At 41.4% G+C, this 18,436-nt stretch carries 17 protein-coding genes; 14 read left to right on the forward strand and 3 right to left on the reverse strand.

Going from position 1 to position 18,436, the window contains the following annotated elements; translation table 11 throughout:
* The first annotated feature begins 275 nt into the window (after positions 1-275).
* Both ACQCT8_RS10725 and fdhD read left to right on the forward strand, forming a co-directional pair.
* Positions 276-1,541: an L-lactate MFS transporter gene (locus tag ACQCT8_RS10725; RefSeq protein ID WP_426870949.1), complete on the forward strand. Its 1,266-nt coding sequence runs from the start codon at positions 276-278 to the stop codon at positions 1,539-1,541.
* A 242-nt stretch (positions 1,542-1,783) separates the two neighbouring features.
* Complete coding sequence (gene fdhD, locus ACQCT8_RS10730) at positions 1,784-2,581, forward strand: formate dehydrogenase accessory sulfurtransferase FdhD (RefSeq protein ID WP_426870951.1); 798 nt, start codon at positions 1,784-1,786, stop codon at positions 2,579-2,581.
* Positions 2,582-2,701: 120 nt separating this feature from the next.
* Here fdhD and ACQCT8_RS10735 read toward each other — a convergent pair whose 3' ends face one another.
* Both ACQCT8_RS10735 and ACQCT8_RS10740 read right to left on the reverse strand, forming a co-directional pair.
* Complete coding sequence (locus ACQCT8_RS10735; RefSeq protein WP_426870953.1) at positions 2,702-3,103, reverse strand: sporulation protein; 402 nt, start codon at positions 3,101-3,103, stop codon at positions 2,702-2,704.
* Between the two features lie 90 nt (positions 3,104-3,193).
* Positions 3,194-4,414: an MFS transporter gene (locus ACQCT8_RS10740; RefSeq protein ID WP_426870955.1), complete on the reverse strand. Its 1,221-nt coding sequence runs from the start codon at positions 4,412-4,414 to the stop codon at positions 3,194-3,196.
* A 211-nt stretch (positions 4,415-4,625) separates the two neighbouring features.
* Here ACQCT8_RS10740 and ACQCT8_RS10745 point away from each other — a divergent pair, with 211 nt between their 5' ends.
* From ACQCT8_RS10745 to ACQCT8_RS10800, 12 genes are all read left to right on the forward strand, one after another.
* On the forward strand, positions 4,626-5,468 hold the full coding sequence (locus tag ACQCT8_RS10745) for an STAS domain-containing protein (RefSeq protein WP_426870957.1): 843 nt from the start codon (positions 4,626-4,628) through the stop codon (positions 5,466-5,468).
* 133 nt (positions 5,469-5,601) lie between these two features.
* The gene (locus ACQCT8_RS10750) at positions 5,602-6,438 is read left to right on the forward strand and encodes an STAS domain-containing protein (protein WP_426870959.1); all 837 of its coding nucleotides are present in this window, start codon (positions 5,602-5,604) and stop codon (positions 6,436-6,438) included.
* 169 nt (positions 6,439-6,607) lie between these two features.
* Positions 6,608-7,180: a GNAT family N-acetyltransferase gene (locus ACQCT8_RS10755; RefSeq protein ID WP_426870961.1), complete on the forward strand. Its 573-nt coding sequence runs from the start codon at positions 6,608-6,610 to the stop codon at positions 7,178-7,180.
* A complete protein-coding gene (locus tag ACQCT8_RS10760) occupies positions 7,173-7,649 on the forward strand; it encodes a GyrI-like domain-containing protein (protein WP_426870963.1) in 477 nt (158 codons plus the stop codon). Before ACQCT8_RS10755 ends, ACQCT8_RS10760 begins: the two co-directional genes overlap by 8 nt.
* A gap of 27 nt (positions 7,650-7,676) precedes the next feature.
* Entirely contained in the window at positions 7,677-8,693 is a 1,017-nt protein-coding gene (locus ACQCT8_RS10765) for a GTPase (protein WP_426870965.1), read from the forward strand.
* A gap of 416 nt (positions 8,694-9,109) precedes the next feature.
* On the forward strand, positions 9,110-11,413 hold the full coding sequence (locus ACQCT8_RS10770; protein WP_426870967.1) for an EAL domain-containing protein: 2,304 nt from the start codon (positions 9,110-9,112) through the stop codon (positions 11,411-11,413).
* Between the two features lie 43 nt (positions 11,414-11,456).
* Positions 11,457-12,083, forward strand: coding sequence for a GGDEF domain-containing protein (locus tag ACQCT8_RS10775; RefSeq protein WP_426870969.1), 627 nt, complete (start codon positions 11,457-11,459; stop codon positions 12,081-12,083).
* A gap of 376 nt (positions 12,084-12,459) precedes the next feature.
* Positions 12,460-14,022, forward strand: coding sequence for a ribosomal protection-like ABC-F family protein (abc-f, locus tag ACQCT8_RS10780; RefSeq protein WP_426870971.1), 1,563 nt, complete (start codon positions 12,460-12,462; stop codon positions 14,020-14,022).
* 49 nt (positions 14,023-14,071) lie between these two features.
* A complete protein-coding gene (locus ACQCT8_RS10785; protein ID WP_426870973.1) occupies positions 14,072-14,515 on the forward strand; it encodes a GNAT family N-acetyltransferase in 444 nt (147 codons plus the stop codon).
* Between the two features lie 72 nt (positions 14,516-14,587).
* Positions 14,588-14,974, forward strand: coding sequence for a DUF302 domain-containing protein (locus ACQCT8_RS10790; protein WP_426870975.1), 387 nt, complete (start codon positions 14,588-14,590; stop codon positions 14,972-14,974).
* Between the two features lie 202 nt (positions 14,975-15,176).
* Complete coding sequence (gene asnB / locus ACQCT8_RS10795; protein WP_426870977.1) at positions 15,177-17,021, forward strand: asparagine synthase (glutamine-hydrolyzing); 1,845 nt, start codon at positions 15,177-15,179, stop codon at positions 17,019-17,021.
* Between the two features lie 146 nt (positions 17,022-17,167).
* Complete coding sequence (locus tag ACQCT8_RS10800; RefSeq protein ID WP_426870979.1) at positions 17,168-17,626, forward strand: GNAT family N-acetyltransferase; 459 nt, start codon at positions 17,168-17,170, stop codon at positions 17,624-17,626.
* A 59-nt stretch (positions 17,627-17,685) separates the two neighbouring features.
* Here ACQCT8_RS10800 and ACQCT8_RS10805 read toward each other — a convergent pair whose 3' ends face one another.
* Positions 17,686-18,180, reverse strand: a complete 495-nt coding sequence (locus ACQCT8_RS10805) for an N-acetyltransferase family protein (protein ID WP_426870981.1) — start codon at positions 18,178-18,180, stop codon at positions 17,686-17,688.
* Between the last annotated feature and the right edge of the window lie 256 nt (positions 18,181-18,436).

Below are 18,436 nucleotides of genomic sequence, written 5' to 3' on the forward strand. Positions count from 1 at the left end.
TGAACCGACCAGCATTCCGTCCGATAAGAGTCATGACAGCAAGGGCAAGGAAGCAGAACGCGTTAGCACAGGTACCGGCGGGAAGGGCTGGCTGATCGCAGCAGCAGGAGTATCCCTGCTCTCTATTCCTCTTACACTTGCTCTTAAAAAGAAAGACCTAGTTATAAAATAAGGCAGCAGAATCCCTTAAGACATTGAAAAACCATGTCTTAAGGGGATGTAATTCATATCTGAGCAAGTGACAATGAGGCCCTCAGGCTGAAAGGAGCGCAACAATGGCGAAAACAAAAAATCGATGGCTGATTGCAGCAGCAGCTGTGGGCATTCACATTTCTATTGGTTCAGTTTATTCCTGGAGTGTATTTTCAAATCCACTTTCAGAGAAACATGGGTGGTCTTCAAGCGAAGTAGCACTTACTTTTAGTATAGCAATCTTATTTTTAGGTTTATCTGCTGCATTTATGGGACATTTTGTGGAGAAGCACGGTCCAAAGAAATCAGGGATTGTGGCTACTATCTTATTTGGAATAGGCATGATTGGAGCAGGCTTTGCGGATAGCATAGGCAATCTTTATCTCTTATACTTCTTTTATGGAGCCCTTGGAGGCATGGGGCTCGGAATCGGGTACATAACGCCTGTTTCCACTTTAGTAAAATGGTTCCCAGACCGAAGGGGATTAGCGACGGGTCTTGCCATTATGGGTTTTGGATTTGCCTCACTAATTGCAAGCCCAATCATTGAAACGCTGATAAATGGCATGGGAATCTCGAACACTTTCTTTCTATTAGGTGCGGTTTATTTTGTTTTGATGTTCAGTTCATCTCTGTATTTAGCTCCGCCGCCTAAGGATTTCCTTCCTAAAGGGATGACGAAAGAAGAGCTGGAGGAAAAAACTACGGATAAAAAAACCGGCGACTTATCGCAGCTTACTGCAAATGAAGCAGTAAAAACCATTCGTTTCTGGGCTCTTTGGTTTATGCTGTTTATAAATGTTACTTGCGGAATTGCCATTATCGCTGTAGCCTCTCCTATGGCACAGGACGTAGCCGGAATGACGGCTGGAGCAGCTGCCCTTATGGTTGGAATTATGGGTCTGTTTAATGGCTTTGGACGGATTGGATGGGCATCTGTATCGGATTATATCGGCCGGCCGAATGTTTATACTACATTTTTCATTCTTCAGACTGCAGCATTTTTTATCCTGCCAAATGTAACAAATGCGATCATTTTTCAGATATTAATCTTTGTTATTTTATCCTGCTATGGCGGCGGATTCGCATCAATTCCCGCTTACATTGGCGATTTGTTCGGCACGAAGCAGCTTGGCGCTATTCACGGCTATATACTCACTGCGTGGGCAGCAGCAGGGCTTGTGGGACCAAGTGTTGTAACGCGGATTGAAGAAGCGACAAACAGCTATCAGCTCACCATGTACATTTTTGCAGGTGCGTTTGTAGCCGCTCTTGCCATATCACTATTAATTCGTATCAATATTAAAAAAATACGTGAATCCAATACTAAAACGGCTGCAGCAAGCTAAACAATCTTGGGGCAAACTTAACCCACTTTAGAATGAAGGATAGATCAATGGTTAGAAGAGAGTGGAGGGGAAGGCGGCGGCGACAGCGGGAGATGACGGCTGCTTGCTGCTTAAGCCTTTAAAGGGTAACGACCTGAAAAGGCTCAAGCTACTGCCCTCTCCAAAGTGCAATGCACCGGTCATAGAGCCTGAGACACTTTGTCCCAGGCTTTTTCTTAAGCATACCGTAAAGGAGAATGAATATGAAAGAGCCTGTTACGCGAAACAGGAAGGTGTTGAAAATTAAGGATGGGAATGCAGAATGGGTTGCAGATGATGTAGCCACTGAACAGGCTGTAACCATTAAACTAAATGGAGAAGAATTCGTGACCATGGTATGCACACCGGAATACATCGAAGATATGGCGGTCGGTTATCTGGCATCAGAAGGAATCATCCGCTCTTTTACTGACATTAAAAGCCTTCGTCTGGATGAAACGAACGGGTTTGTGCATATCGAAAGTGACCGGATCAACCCATTATATGAGGGTCTGCAGAACAAAAGATACCTCACCTCCTGCTGCGGCGGAAGCAGACAGGGCTTTGTCTTTGCAAGTGATGCCATGTCTGCAAAAAAGATGGTGGACCGAAACGTGAAGTTAACACCTGAAGATTGCTGCAGTCTGATGGATGAAATGCAGGAGAGTGCAGCTGTATTTAAACAAACAGGAGGCGTTCATAATGCAGCTTTATGTAATGCTAATGGAATGGTCCTTAGCCGAATGGATATCGGCAGACATAATGCGCTCGATAAAATCTACGGGTATTGTATGAAAAATAATATCTCAGTCAGGGATAAAGTGATCGTCTTCAGCGGCAGACTTTCCTCTGAAATCTTACTGAAAGTAGCAAAGATCGGCTGTGAAATAGTTTTATCCAAGTCAGCCCCTACACAAAGAGCACTTGAACTCGCAGAGGAGCTTCAAATTACAGCGGTGGGATTTATACGCGGACAGTCTATGAATGTCTATACGTATCCTGAACGAATGATCCTTGATTGAGACTGTCAGTCGTTTAGCAAATCTATTCAGATACAAAAAAGAGCCTGGGACAAAAGTGTCTCAAGCTCTACTTGTCCCAACCTCTTCTTGCATAAGGGGAAAATGGTTGGCTAGCTGCCTCTAATGAGTTTCAGACAGCTTGATTTCATCGTGGTCGATCGACTGAACATTATTCGCAAAAATCAGTCGTGTTCTGAAACGATAGGAGGCATGATGTTCACATTTTGCCAGAGTAGGGGGAAGAGTATAAGAAAAAGGAATCTTTGTCCAATCCTTATCATCAATGACTTTAGACATGTAAATCGTTGTAGCCACTTCAATCATTTTTTCTGTACCACTCTCTTTATCTAGCAGCATCAAATCACACTCAAGGCGTGACACCTTCTTCTTGCTCTTTGGTCCTTTTAAAAGAAATTCCCCTGTTATTTTTCCACCGGGAATCATGGCATCACCATCATGGTTCAGGATTAAATCAACTTTGCCTTTATCTCTGTAAATCCATTTTTTTAACGCAGTAATCATGGAAGCAGCTCCATCCTTTATAATAAAACTTATTTTAAACAAGCAGTTCTGGTATTAGATACGCGTCAGATAGAAAAAAGTTTCATACGTTTAAGCGATGTCTCCACCAGGAGTGTTGCTGAGTGAATTGCCGCTTTTTAGCTGGCGGAATTTAACATAGAAAACATACGTCATGCCAAAGGATAAAACACCAAAAACCACAACCATAAGCTGAAGACCAATCATATCAAGCAAAAATCCTGTCAGCAGCAAGACTACCTGAAAGATCAAGCGGTCGAGCATATTTCTGAATGAAAAAAATCGTCCGTGAAATTCTTTTGGGACACGGGTTTGAAAAATCGTGGCGGCAGTTGGGAAAAAGCATCCGACTGAAAAGCCGAAAACAATAAAAGCCAAAATCGTCATGAATGGAATATCCGCAAAATATAGAAGGAATTGAGAAATCCCTATAATAAATGAAAATGTAAACAAAATGGCGTAAGGAGAAAATTTGTCTCCGAGCTTTTTAATATAGAAGGCGCCGGCCATAAACGATAATCCTTCTGCTGTATAAATCCATCCTTTAATTGAAGCACTGTCCTGAATTTCACTTATATTAATCACCATTAAGTTGAAACCACCGATAAACAGCAGTGGAATCAACGTAAGCACCAATGTCATAAGGACGATAGGCAGTCCTTTAATGATAGGGAAAACGTCTTTAAAACCGGTGTTTAATTTTTTTGCTTCTTCCGGTAATGGCTTGGTTTGTTCTTCGTCAATTTTCAAGAGCCAGGTTACACCGAAAAGCAAGGCATAAGCAGCGAGGGACAGCACATAAATCATGGAAAGTGACATGATTGTAAGAAAAATTCCTGCGATTGCTGTTCCCAAGACACGTGACAGCGTCGACACGTTCATATGAATCCCATTTAGCTGAAGAAGCTGCTGTTCTTTTACAACAAGAGGGATCGCTGCCTGAAGAGCTGGAAAATAAAAAGCAGCGGACATTTGGATAAAGACAAGAAATACGACCATCCACCATACTGAACCTGTTTCAATGGCAATAAGCATAAAAACAACACTTACGGACCGAACTAATCCTGACGCAAGCATTACGGTTTTTTTCTTCATTTGATCGGTAATTCTTCCAGCGAGCGGACCGATGGCAACACCTGCTAGAAGCCCGGCTGCTAAAATGACTGCTTTTAAAAAGTCAGAAGGAATTTTTTCCTGCATAAATTCTAAATTACCTATTATTCCAAGCCAAAGACCTACACCGGCAATAAATTCACCCGTCAGCAGAATCCAGACATTACGATTACGTATCATCACTTTACCCTCTCATTCGTTTAGCTACCCATTAGTATGATTCAATTTAGGTTCATTGTCTATGAATTCTGTCACTCACTCCGGTAGAAGCAGCAGAGAGATTAGAAAATAAAAAAGTTTAAATTCTCCATATATTGAATTTCGTGATAAAATCTAACTATCAATAAAACTTCTATAAGCAGCACACCCAGCTTTTAAAGGAGAGAACCACATGGATAGAGATAAGTCATTATACGCCTATTTAAAAGATCATTCTGAAAAGATATCAGAAGAATGGTACGAAACAATAGAAGAAGAAGATCCTGATGCGGTATATGCTTCGAAAAACCCTGCCGTAATAAAGGGGCTTAAGAAACAAAACCTTGAATTTAACTATCTGGTCAACCGGATCTTTAATAATGAAGAAGAATACTATTATACAGAAATACAAAAATGGGCAAAGTCAATTGCCGAGGATAGAGAGCATCAAAAAACGCCTATACATAAAATTATCAGAGAGTTTATGAGGGTAAGAAATTTATATTTGGCTTATATTAGAGATTATACCTGTAAAAGCAACGATCAGGTGTCTTTGGAACGAATGGAGGAATGGCGCGATCGGTTGACAAGAGCGGTTGATCATGCCATCACATTGTTTGTTGAAGAAACGTTTTTGTTATCCGAACGGCAAATCAGGTCTCAAAAAGAGATGATCAATGAATTAAGTTCACCTGTTATAGTACTCCATAAAGGAGCGGCTCTGCTTCCATTAATAGGTGATATTGATACAGAGAGAGCCCGGATTATTATGGACAGCACACTATTTCAATGTATGGAAAAACAAGTGACGCATTTATTCCTTGATTTATCCGGTGTTTTAATTATTGATACAATGGTTGCCCAGCAGCTATCCCATTTAATGACCGGTCTTAAGCTGATTGGCGTGGAAACGACAATTTCAGGTATCCGCCCTGAAATTGCACAAACCTCCGTTCAATTGGGTATAAGGTTTGAAGAGGGGACGATCAAGTCAACACTTGCCCATGCCATTTCAGATACGATCTCAAGCCTGTAATAAAAAGGACAGTATTTAATTGATATCAGCGGCCCCTCCTTCTCCATGAAGTCTTAAACGAGTTTGGGGCCGTTAAAAAAACCTTATTCAAGTATGTTATACTTTTTTAAATCGAGCAGCAGGAGGAATTTCCATGGATGCCATCAATAAAGTCGGAACTTTTATTATAGAGGAAAGCTATCATTTAGCTGAGAAAATGAATGAGGATTTAGATAAGAATTTTGTCCGCTCTAGTGTCAAAGAAGAAGAAATCATTGAATTGAACCAATGGCGGGCCGAATTTATTAAGCATCTTGGTGAAGCCGTTCGGACAAATACGTCTCAATCCGTTTGGGACAAAGCAGAAGAATGGGCAAGACTTTCAGGCGAAGCGGCTGTTTCCCGTGGAGTTCCTTTGGATGATGCGATGACTACATTGACTTCATGGCGGACGGTGATTTGGACTGCCATCAAGGAAAACCTGGAAGAGATTGTCCTCTCACCTGAGCAGGTGATAGATATCGGCTTGATTATGAATCCTATTATTGATCACGCAGGTCAGGTTTTTAGTCTGGCTTATGTGAAAAACTATCAGGACAGTATTAAAAAATCTCAAAGCACGGTACTTGAGTATTCGGTTCCTGTTGTGGGCTTGTCCAATGACGTAGCGATTTTGCCATTGATCGGAGAACTAGACGATGAACGGGCAAAAATTTTAAAGGAGGTCGCACTTCATAAATGCCTTGAACTGCGTAATTCTACTTTAATTCTTGATTTGTCTGGGGTCCCAATGGTCGATACTATGGTTGCCAATGAACTTTCCCAGGTCATTGACTCATTAAAACTTATTGGGGTCAAAACTGTTCTAACAGGCCTTCGCCCGGAAATCGCGCAAGCTGTCGTTGAGATTGGCATCAAATTTGAAGGAATGACCATAAAGAAAAACCTGAAAAGTGCGATTGAGGAACTGCAAAATAAGCATAGCTTCTAAACAGACTCCTGACTTCCCTTCAAATGGGAAGGAGGAGTTTTTTTAATTTCAGCGGACCGCTTGATGACTGACAGTAGCGTCCTAAGTTAACGTGAGCGATTCTTTCCTATTATCTGAATACTCGTTATACTTACTATATACATCCTTTAGGTTGTGAGGAGGAAAATGGGTGAACGAACAGACAGAAGAATGCCGGCCGCTGCTAAGGTCTCAATCCATCACCTTGAGACCTATCTTAAAAATGGACGTTCCTCTTTTAAAGAAGTGGCTGTCAAATCCTGATGTATTGCGCTTTTATGAAGGACGTGATCGTTTATTTAATGAAGAGAACATTTTGCAGAAGTTTTTCAGAGAACTTGAAAAGGAAACGAAATGCATCATAACCTATGACGATTGCAGGGTAGGCTATCTGCAGTTTTATGAGCTTGATAGCAGAACAATGTATTCTTATGGATATTTTAATGAAGAAGTGGTCGTAGGCATGGATCAGTTTATTGGAGAAACGCAGTACTGGAATAAGGGGATCGGCACTCAAATCATAGAGGCAGTCTCTGACTATCTATTTTTACATAAGCGTGCTGCTCGAGTGGTAATGGACCCCCGTGTCAGCAACTTGCGCGCCATTCATGTATATGAAAAATGCGGCTTTCAAAAAGTGAAGCTGTTGGAAAAGCATGAATGGCATGAAGGGGAATACCGAGATTGCTGGTTAATGGAAAAAAAGCGGTCAGAAAATGGATAAACTAAGGATTTTAAAAGAAGAGGAAATAAAATTAGTCGGGTTTCGTGTTTTTTGTGAGGGTGAAAAGTATCCAGAAGAAATCTCAAAAGCTGCAGCTGTATTAAAGAAGAGAGCTAATGAAATTCGGAATAAGATAGCAGGACAGCAGCAGATTGGAGCTTTTGTGGTGAATGAACAATCAATAGAAGAGGATGGGTACTGGATCGGCATAAGAGTCTCAGAGTTTTCGGAGATTCCAGACGGGATGGTCACAAAAGAAATACCGCCTCAGACGTACGTTTCGATTCTGCATAGAGGCACTTCTCAAAATATACGGAAGACATACGAAACCGCTCATCAATGGATCGAAGAACAAGGCTTAAGGCGTCTGGTCCAAAATTGGCATATTGAAAAATACCACGAAGCCCAAAACGGCGGGCAATTGGAAGTGGAACTTTTAAATACGATTGAAGATCCCGGAATAAAATAAAAAAGCAGTAATAGGGGGCAGGCAGACATGGTTTCAGAAAATACCTACAATAAAGAAGAGTTCGCTTCGTTTGATCAATATTTTGAAGAAGAAATGGAAAAGGTGAACGAACAGCTGGACCAGGAAGTGTTAATTGCCATGGTTGGCGATGTTAATGCAGGGAAGTCTTCTGCGATAAATAAATTGATTGGAGATGACGTTGCAGAGGTTGGTGCAAAGCCGGGGGAGACGAAGAATGTCAAACGCTATCAATATCGAGACCGGATTTTTTTCGTGGATACCCCCGGCCTGGATGACATCGTACGTGAGCATTCAGAGACAACGATAAAATTTTATAAAGAAGCAGACATTGTTTTGTTCTTTCTTAATGCTGCCGGAACTGTGCTGTCTGAAGGAGAAAGAAAGTCCCTGGCAGAAGTAGAGAAAATGAACTCAAACGTCCTAATCGTACTAAATAAGATTGATGCTGCCGATGAAATTCCTGAAATAGTGAGCTATATAAAGAAACACACCAACAAAAAGCATTCTGTGATTCCCGTCTCATCAAAAACAGGTGAAAATATAGACGGTTTGAGAAATAAAATGCTGGACTTGCTTAAAAAGAAAAAAAAAGACATTCTATTCGCAAAAAGTATAAAAGCAAAATCTTCAACCGCAAATAAATGGATTCTTGGCGCAAGCGGCTCGGCTGCTGCCATTGGAGCCTCACCGCTGCCGGGCGCTGATATAATCCCCATAACTGCCATACAGGTTGGAATGATGGTGAAGCTTGCTGCACTCTATGAAAAGCCCCTGTCTAAAGAACGCGCCAAGGAGCTGGCTTTAGCTACTGCGGCAGGAAATCTAGGAAAAAGTGTATTTAGACAAATTGTAAAGACCTTCCCTGGAGTAGGGTCTGCTGCAGCGGCGAGCGTAGCCGGCACGATGACATTTTCACTTGGTCATGCAATGAAATACGCTTACGAAAATAATATTGACCTGGACGCAGCTGCCCTAAAATCCATCTATGAAATGCTGGTTAATAAAAAAGAGAGTAAAGAGTAATATGCCCGAAATTTAACTGCTTTTGCACAGGCCTGGGACCAATATGTCTCAGGCTTTTTTATGGGTTCACTGCGCTTGCGTGGACACGCTGATTTGCCATGATAGATTTCATTTTCCCTGCTGTCCTGAAGTAAGCCGCTGCCTGCACCCTCATAGAAATCTCCTGCCTCCATCTACGAACTATCGGCTCCCTTCACCTCCGCGCAAATAGCGGATAGAAAGTTAGTCTATATTTCAGATATTTAATAAATAATGGGTTTAAAATACTATTATTTAATATATACTATTTTCCTATTTATTTGTTATAATTAGCCTTAATAAGTCATTAGATTTTTCTGGGGGGAACAGCTATTTTTTCATCGCTGGAATATCACCATTTTAATTTACTTTATATCCTATTAACGATTTTGTTTTCAATGGGAAGCTGTATTGCTGGTATTGAGATAAGCAGAAGAGTGAAAGAAGAAGCAGTCAGCAAGCAGAGGCGATTAATTTCAGGCTCTCTTTTTCTGGGACTGACATTTTGGCTCACCTATTTGTTCATGGCAGCCTCAGTGGATCTTCCCTTTTCCGTTTCCAATTATCCTATGTATATGGTCATGTATTATGTACTTGTAACTGCGGCATCTTATATTGCCTTATCAATGGCACAATTTCAGATAAGAAAAAAGATTCATTATATCGCTGTCAGTATCATTATTACCCTTTGTATCGTTGGGGCAGATTCTTTAGGTTTTTACATTTTGTTTAACGATCTAATTGAGGTGACACCGATTTTTTTAGTTGTCACCATTCTATTGACCCTGGGTACGTCTCTATCCATTTTTCGTTTTCTCATTCAAATTACAAATGAACAATTCTCGCAAGTAGCTTATAAATGGAAGTTCTTCGGATGCTGTTTAGCGGGTATAGCTCTTGCGGGCATTCCTTACATCATTTTGGTGAGTTTAGTGAATTTTGAGAAGTTGAATGAAACGGCCTCAGAACCTTATTTATTCTTAGCCCCATTTATTTTTGTGATTGGTGCAAACCTTCTTCTTATGCTGGTTCCGGATATATACGGGGATCAAATCCTGCTGAGAAATACAAATTCGGTTCAGTCTTTATTTAATCATAATCCTCTGGCGGTGTTTTCAATTGATCTGACAGGGAAAATAATCGATGTTAATGAACAGGCAGCGGCTTTATCAGGATTTTCAAAGCAAGAGCTGCTGCGCATGACGGTGCGGGACTTTTTCAGCAGTCCTCAAAAGGAAAAGATCAGACCAAATGTAAGTTCTATTGTAAACGGCAAAACGACAAATATTGAAACACAGATCAATAAAAAAAACGGAGAAAAAGCGTATGTGAGAATCACGGCCACACGTACGATTATGAATGGGAAATTAATCGGTGTATTTGGAATTGTCGAGGATATTACAGACAGTAAAAATTCAGAAAAGACAATTGAATACCTGGCATATCACGATGAATTAACAGGGCTGCCAAACAGAAGAATGGTTAAACACAAGATAAAAACACATTTTGGTTTAAAGTCCTCCTACGACATACTGGTCATTGATTTTGATCGATTTAAACGAATTAACGACACCTTTGGCCATTCATTTGGAGACCAATTGCTCGTTGAAATCAGTGAAAAGCTTATGCAAACCAGCAAGGGAGAAAGTTCTTTACTGGCGAGACTTAGTGGAGACGAGTTTTTGATCGTGACAAAAGAAAAAAATGGCAAAGAACTGTCGAACTTAGTCGTAGAAGGTTTTAAACAACCAATGACGATTAATGGGATCGAAATCGTGCTAAGTGCAAGTATAGGAATTGCTTCTTACCCTCTGCACACGGAAAACGGAGAAGATATTCATATCTATGCAGATTTGGCCATGCGTGAATCAAAAGCAAGAGGAGGAAATTGCTGGACAGAATATCAAACCGATTTTGCTGAAGTTTCTGAAAGTAAACTAAGCCTGGAGCACGATCTAAGAAAGGCGATTGAACAGCAAGATTTAGTTGTTTACTATCAGCCTAAGTATAAGCTTAAGGATTCCGCCATTACAGGAGCTGAGGCACTTTTAAGATGGAACCATCCCGACCGCGGCTTTATATCGCCTGGCGTGTTTATCCCCATTGCTGAAGAGACGAAGCTGATTGTTTCTCTTGAACGATATGTGATTGGCAAAGTATGCAGACAGTTATCCCAATGGAAGAACCAGGCTATAAACCTGGAAAGAGTATCGATCAATCTGTCCATTGAAAGTATTTTTCAGGAAGACTTTATAGATTTCATTTTAAAGACGCTAAAGGAATATGAAATTGAAGGATCTTCACTTGAATTTGAGATAACAGAAAGAATCGTGATGAAAAATGAGGAGTATGTTAACAACACCTTGCAGGAAATGAGAAGTCTCGGGATTGAGATCAGCATTGATGATTTTGGAACAGGATACAGCTCTCTCAGCTATTTGCACAGGATGCATGTGGATGTTCTTAAAATTGATCAGTCATTCATTCATCATATCTCCACAAATAAAGCGATTATATCTGCTGTTCTTTCTATGGCGAAAAGTCTTGACTTGAAAGTAATTGCTGAAGGGGTCGAAACAAAAGAGCAGCTCGACCTGCTGAAGTTATTAGGCTGTGAAGAGGCACAGGGTTTTTACTTTTGCAGACCAGTTCCAACTGACGAGTTTGAACGATTAATTCAGCCCGGCCGTGCGGTTTCATAATTTGAACCTGAAGCGGCAATGTCAATTTCAAATAGGTGATTGGATGAAAATAAAAGGAAGAATTGCGACGATTCTGCTGACCGTTGTGATACAAACTGTCTATGTACTTTATTACTTTATTAAAACGGGTGCTGTTGATCCAATTGGGTGGGTGGGTTATCCCATTCTTGGGGCTGTAGCCTATTTAACAGGTCTCCAGCATGATAAGGCGGTCTACTATGCTGAAAAAGACCCACTGACTAATTTATATAACCGTCGTGCTATGTTGAAAAAGATTGAGAAAAGAAGAAAAAACAGTTCTTTTCCTTATTTTGTACTGATGATCGACTGTGATAATTTTAAACAAGTCAATGACAGTCTTGGGCATGCAGCGGGAGACCGAATGCTTAAACGGACAGCGAATAAAATCACTCAGGCGCTGGAGACAAAAGACTTGGCGGGAAGATGGGGAGGCGATGAATTTATTATTTTTGGAGAAGCTTCAGGGTACGGAGAGTGCCGTAACAAGGCGGAAGAATACATACATAATCTCTCGAAGCCGTCGAGCAGCCGTGATCTGCCTGTTTTTTCGATAGGGTCAGCCATAGGGGAACCGGGGGATTCGTTTGAAAAAACCGTGATTTCTGCAGATCGGGTCATGTATGAGAAGAAAAATGAACGGAAAAAATAAGTTTTGTCTTGAACGGCAAGCGGTTGAAGTGGAATAAAGCGTTTTACTAATTCGGAATATTTCCTTGACTTTTTCATGATCTTTGGAATAGTATGAAATTAATATAAAACGAAAGGGTGAAGCGGGTCGATGTGGAACTAATCCTATTTTTAGAAAAACAATCGGATAAAACATGCGTCAGGGTAAAGGGAGAAGTGTGTTCTCTTAATCTGACAATTTTTTATCGTTCGTTTTCTGAATAGGAATGGTCCATGCACAGAACCCGTGGAAAAAGGGAGAGGTTTCTTTCTTTTTGCCCTTGTTCACCCATGCCTCCTGTTCGGAATTCGAACAGGGGGCTTTTTTGTCCCCTTAACACTAAAATGGGGATGATATCATGTTGCTATTAGAAGCAAATAAACTTAGAAAATCAGTGAAAGATGTTTTATTATTTGAGGCGGAACAGCTGCGGATTTATCGTGGAGACCGTATTGGATTGACAGGACGGAATGGAAGCGGAAAAACAAGTCTTTTGTCAATTTTATCAGGACAGGGAAAAGCAGAAAGCGGCAGCCTGATAAGCGACGCTTCCTGTCATCTCCTTCCACAATTAAAGCGAACCGATACCACAAAAAGCGGCGGAGAAATTACACAGGAATATATTAATTATGCCTTGTCTGTAAAGACGGATATCCTTTTCGCAGATGAACCGACCACTAATCTTGATATGACAAGGCTTGCACATCTTGAACAGCAGCTGAATCGATTTCAGGGAGCTTTAGTGCTGGTCTCTCATGACCGGATGTTCCTCGATGCACTCTGCACGAAGATTTGGGAAATTGATGATCAGAAAATCAAAGAATATAAAGGGAACTACACAGCATACGCCGTTTTGAAAGAGCAGGAAAAAAGGCAGCACGAAGAAGCATATGATCAATATGTTAAAAAGAAAAGGCAGCTTGAAGAGGCGATTCGGAAAAAAGAATTGAGAGCTGAAAGGGCAACGGTAAAACCAAAGGATGGAGGGGTGCAGGCTACAAACTCCAAGCCTTACTTTGCCAAGAAACAAAAAAAGCTGCAAAAAACAGCAAGTACGCTCGAGACGAAAATCGAACAGATGGAAGAGGTGGAAAAACCCCGGCACCATGCTCCTATAAAAATGAATTTGCCGAATGAAGAAGCCATTACCAACAGAAATGTTGTGAATGTCGACTTTTATGAACAATCGGCAGGAAGCAGGTTTCTATACCGAACAGCACCTTTCCGAATCAGGGGAGGGGAAAAGATCGCGATCATTGGAGAAAATGGCAGCGGAAAAACAACTTTTCTTCGCAGTTTAATGGGCTCAGAGCCTGGGGCATCGTTTTCACCCTCAGTAAAAGCAGGTTATTTTAGCCAAAACCTTGATATTTTAAAGAGGGACCAAACCATCCTTGAGAATGTAATGGAATCGTCTGTCCATCCTCAGGATTTAATCCGTACGGTACTCGCCCGTCTTCATTTTTACAAAGATGATGTCTTTAAGCCGATTCATGTATTGAGCGGAGGGGAACGTGTAAAAGCAGCTTTCGCCAAAGTTTTTTTAAGTGACTTGAATTTGCTGATTTTAGATGAACCGACTAATTATCTGGATATAGAAGCGGTAGAGGCGCTGGAGCAGCTTTTGATCGACTTTAGCGGCACCGTATTGTTCGTTTCTCATGACCGGCGTCTGATTGAAAAGGTGGCGGACAAAGTAATAGTAATAAGAGATCATGAACTTTCACTGTTCGATGGCCGCTACGATGAATACCAAAATGCGCGTCCAAAAGCCGCTGTCGAGCGTGATTTGAGCGAGGATGACCGGATGAAGCTGGAAATGAGATTATCAGAAGTTCTCAGCAGGCTTAGCCTGAATCCCAGTGAGGAGCTGGATCAGGAATTTAAAAAGCTTCTTGAATTAAAAAAACAGTTAAAGTAGACCGATGTCTACTCGTGAATGTTGAATAATAAGAAAAGAGGATAATAAAATGCTGCAGTTAAAACCTATCACTAAACATAATTGGGAAGATACGTTGAATTTAACCCTGCACGAAGAACAGAAAAAATCGATTGCACCCAATGTGTATTCGCTCGCACAAGTTCAATTTCTCGACATGGCTGTTGCCAAAGGCATCTATCTTGATAACAAAATGATTGGGTTTGCTATGTACGGTATTGATGAGGACGATGGTGAATGCTGGATCTACCGGCTGATGATAGACAGAGATTATCAGGGTAAAGGATATGGAAAGCAAGCGGTTCATTTACTAATTGATGAGTTCGAGACAATCAAAGCAGGACATCACCAGTATATTTACATCTCGTATGAACCGGATAATGATGGTGCACGTTTTACGTACCAGCGCTGCGGTTTCATTGAGACCGATGTATTTGTGGATGGAGAACAGGTTGCTAAATACGCATCAAAATGATGAATGAAAAATGGTTAAAAAATACCACGCAGGGTATTGAGAGTGTAAAGGCAAAATAAAAGGAGAGATTGCATGTTTCATTACACTGTAGAAACCAAACAGAGCAGCCAGGAAGCCATTCATTCACTGGAAAAACAATTAAGCGAAGAGCAGTTCGGAGTTTTATGGCAGTTTGATCTTCAGGGGAAGCTGCAGGAGAAAGGACTCGATTTTAATCAGCCGTATCATGTGCTTGAAGTATGCAACCCGAAAGAAGCAAAAAATGTGTTAGAGCAAAACAGTTTAGCCGGTTACTTTTTGCCATGTAAGATTGTTGTGTACGAAGAAAATGGCAGCACGAAAATCGGAATGCCAAAACCAAGCGCATTAGTTGGAATGCTCGAGGATGAAGAAGTTAAAAAAATGGCAGCCGATATAGAGCAGCGATTAATAAAGTGTATGGATCAGGCAGCGGTGTAGTAACGGTTGAGGAAAAAGTGAAAACAATCAATAAATAAAAAATCCGGCGCTCAGCGTGCCGGATTTTTTTGTTGGTCTACATATTTTATAGAAGAAGCCCTTTTTTTAAAAAACGGATATTCGAAGCTGCTGAACTTATGGCATAGAAAGGGAATTCGAACATACATATGGAGGATGATGATAGAGAAAGGGGGATCCGGCAATGTGCGGTATTACTGGGTGGGTGGATTGGAACAGGGATCTCATAAAGGAAGAAGCAGTGATGAAAAAAATGGTGCAGACGCTGGGAAAAAGGGGACCTGATGCATCAGCTGTAAAGAAAACTCCCCGTGCACTTTTAGGGCATACCCGTCTTGTTGTCGTGGATCCGGCGGGCGGTGCTCAGCCTATGAGCAGAAAAAAAGGGGATACGGAATTTACTCTCGTTTACAATGGCGAGCTTTATAATACAGAAGAAGTCAGGGCAGAGCTGATTAAAAAAGGGTATCGTTTTCAGTCTCATTCTGATACAGAAGTGCTGCTCACTGCGTATATAGAATGGAAGGAAGAGTGTTTAAGCTATTTTAATGGCATTTTTGCATTCGCAATTTGGAATCATTCAACAGAAGAGTTATTTCTGGCCCGTGACCGTTTAGGAGTCAAGCCTTTATTTTACAGGCATGAAGGATCGTCTTTCCTTTTTGGCTCGGAGCTGAAAGCGATACTTGCCCATCCGGATGTTAAAGCAGAAGTGAATGAAGAAGGACTTCAGGAACTGTTTGGTTTAGGGCCGGCGCGTACACCAGGCAAAGGCGTATTTAAAGGGGTCAGTGAACTTCGTCCTGCACATGCAATGGTGTTCAGTCGAAATGGTTTAAAAAAATGGCGGTACTGGAATGTAAAAAGCACAGAGCATCCTCACTCTGTTGAAGAAACAGCAAAACATGTACACGACTTACTGAAGGATGCGGTGGAGCGGCAATTAGTGGCAGATGTACCGGTATGTACATTTTTGTCAGGCGGAGTAGATTCAAGCGCAATCAGCGCATTTGCCTCGAGCTTTATGCAAAAAGAAGGAAGGGGTGCACTCAGCACCTATTCAATCGACTATGAGCAAAACAGTCATTACTTTAAAGCCAGTGCTTTTCAGCCAAATGAAGATGGACCTGCGATTCAGCTAATGCAGCATTTTTTAGGTTCTGCCCATCGTACCTCTGTCATGAGCAACGAACTGCTGGCACAGCGGCTTGAAGACGCGATGACCATGCGGGACCTTCCGGGAATGGCGGATGTCGATTCGTCTCTATTGTGGTTCTGTGAAGAAATAAAATCTAATTTCACAGTTGGACTGTCAGGAGAGTGTGCAGACGAAATCTTTGGGGGCTACCCATGGTTTTATAAGGAAGAACTGCTGCATGCAGGACAGTTCCCGTGGATGAGATCGCAGAAAGAAAGAGAAGGACTTTTAGTGCCGGAGTGGAAAAACAAACTGCATCTGTCAGAATATGCAGAAAGCAGGTACAAGGAAATGATCGCGGAAACCCCTTATCTGGACGGGGAAACAGACACCGAAATGCGCAGGAGAGAAATGTCCTATATTAATATGATTTCGTTCATGACAACGCTGCTGGATCGGAAAGACCGCATGAGCATGGGGGCAAGTCTTGAAGTCCGGGTTCCGTTTGCTGATCATCGGCTGGTCGAGTATGCGTGGAATATTCCATGGAATATGAAAATGCTTAATGGTCAGGAAAAAGGAATTTTGCGTAAAGCGCTGGAAGGCACTCTGCCGCTGCAAATTCTTTACCGTAAGAAAAGCCCTTATCCAAAAACGCATCACCCTGTCTACACAAAAGCAGTTACCGCTATGCTGCAAGGCGTAATAAATCGACCGTCCGCTCCAATCTTGGCCTTTTTTTCTCACAATAAACTGCAGGAATTGATTGATACGCAAGGATCTTCTTTTCAAGCACCATGGTTTGGCCAGCTGATGTCTGGTCCGCAATTGATCGCGCATTTAGTACAAATGAACAGCTGGTTTGAAAAGTATGATGTCAAGATTGTATAAAGCAGAATAGTTCAATTGCTGGAAAAGCCGGGACCCATGCGTTCCGGCTTTTTTGTGTGATTATGCTGCACGCCGTACGATTAGTAAAATTAAGGATGGAAAAGGAAAGATTAAACAGGTAGGGTTAGTTAAAGAGGAGGGATAGAATGTACCAATATTACAAAGGGCTGATTATCAGAGAAGGCACATCCGGTGTGCCTGCAGAACAAGTAAAGAAGCTTTTTGAAGAAGCAGGCTGGGTAAGAAATGTACCAAATTGGCAGATGGAAAAATTTTCTTTGATATTTCAAAACTCTGCGTGGGCATTTACTGTCTGGAGCGGAGAAGAAATGGTCGGAATGGTACGGGTCATTTCAGATAAAATTATGGCAGGAAATATTATGGATCTTGTCGTTCAAAAACAGTGGCAGGGGAAGGGAGTGGGGCGAAAACTTGTTTCACTTTGCGTGGCAAAACTTCCTCATGGTGACTGGTTTGCGCATACTTCAGCCGATAATTATGATTTTTACAAACAATGCGGCTTTGAAGTGAAGGATCTAAATGAGCATGGAACATGTGCTTATTATGGCTATATACAAGCAAAAAATGCTGGAGACCGCCTGTAAATAATCTTTTTTAAATTTCCTGCAGCAGAGTTTACCTTTACTCTGCTGCAAAAAACAGGCTAAGATCTTATGATCAACTGATAAAAGTGGACATCCTGCCACTGGTTAAACTTAAAGCCCACCTCTTTAAAACACCCTGCAAATTCAAATCCGAACTTTTCATGAAGTCTTACGCTTGCCGCATTGCCGCCCGTAATTCCTCCAATGACTACATGGTGGTCCAGCGATGCTGCCCGCTGTAAAATTTCCTTCATTAATAAATTGCCAATCCCTTTTCCCTGAAAGTCAGGAGAAATATAAATAGACAGCTCTACTGTATTTGAATACGCTTCTTTATCTCTAAAAGGGCTTAGGCTGCTGTAACCGGCAATCCTGCCATCAAGCTCAGCGACAATCAAGGGATGCCGGCCCCCGTATTTGTCAAACCACGTCTGTCTTTCTTCAATTGATTGTCTGCGCAAATCAAATGTCGCAACCGTTTCTTCAATGGCCTGGTTATAAATTGCTGCCATTTCTGTAAGATCCCGCTGTAATGCTTCTCGAATGCTGACCATATGAATCCCCCATTAAACAGATTTCCTTTCTTATTCTACTCTAAAGCAGCGTTAAGGGACAAAGGTTTTGATTCAGATACTTTCTTCTACATAAAGGAACTCATAAAAATCATAAATCTGCCTACTCTAATGATGTACGCATTTAGAAGAACGATGCCATTTGGCCTGTTTTTGATGGGCAGAGTATTCAAATGCATAACTTGTCGAAAACGGGGTATAGGAATAGGAACTACTGACAAGTATCATACTTATCCTT

The sequence above is a fragment of the Jeotgalibacillus proteolyticus genome, assembly GCF_050107735.1.
Taxonomy (GTDB): domain Bacteria; phylum Bacillota; class Bacilli; order Bacillales; family Jeotgalibacillaceae; genus Jeotgalibacillus; species Jeotgalibacillus proteolyticus_A.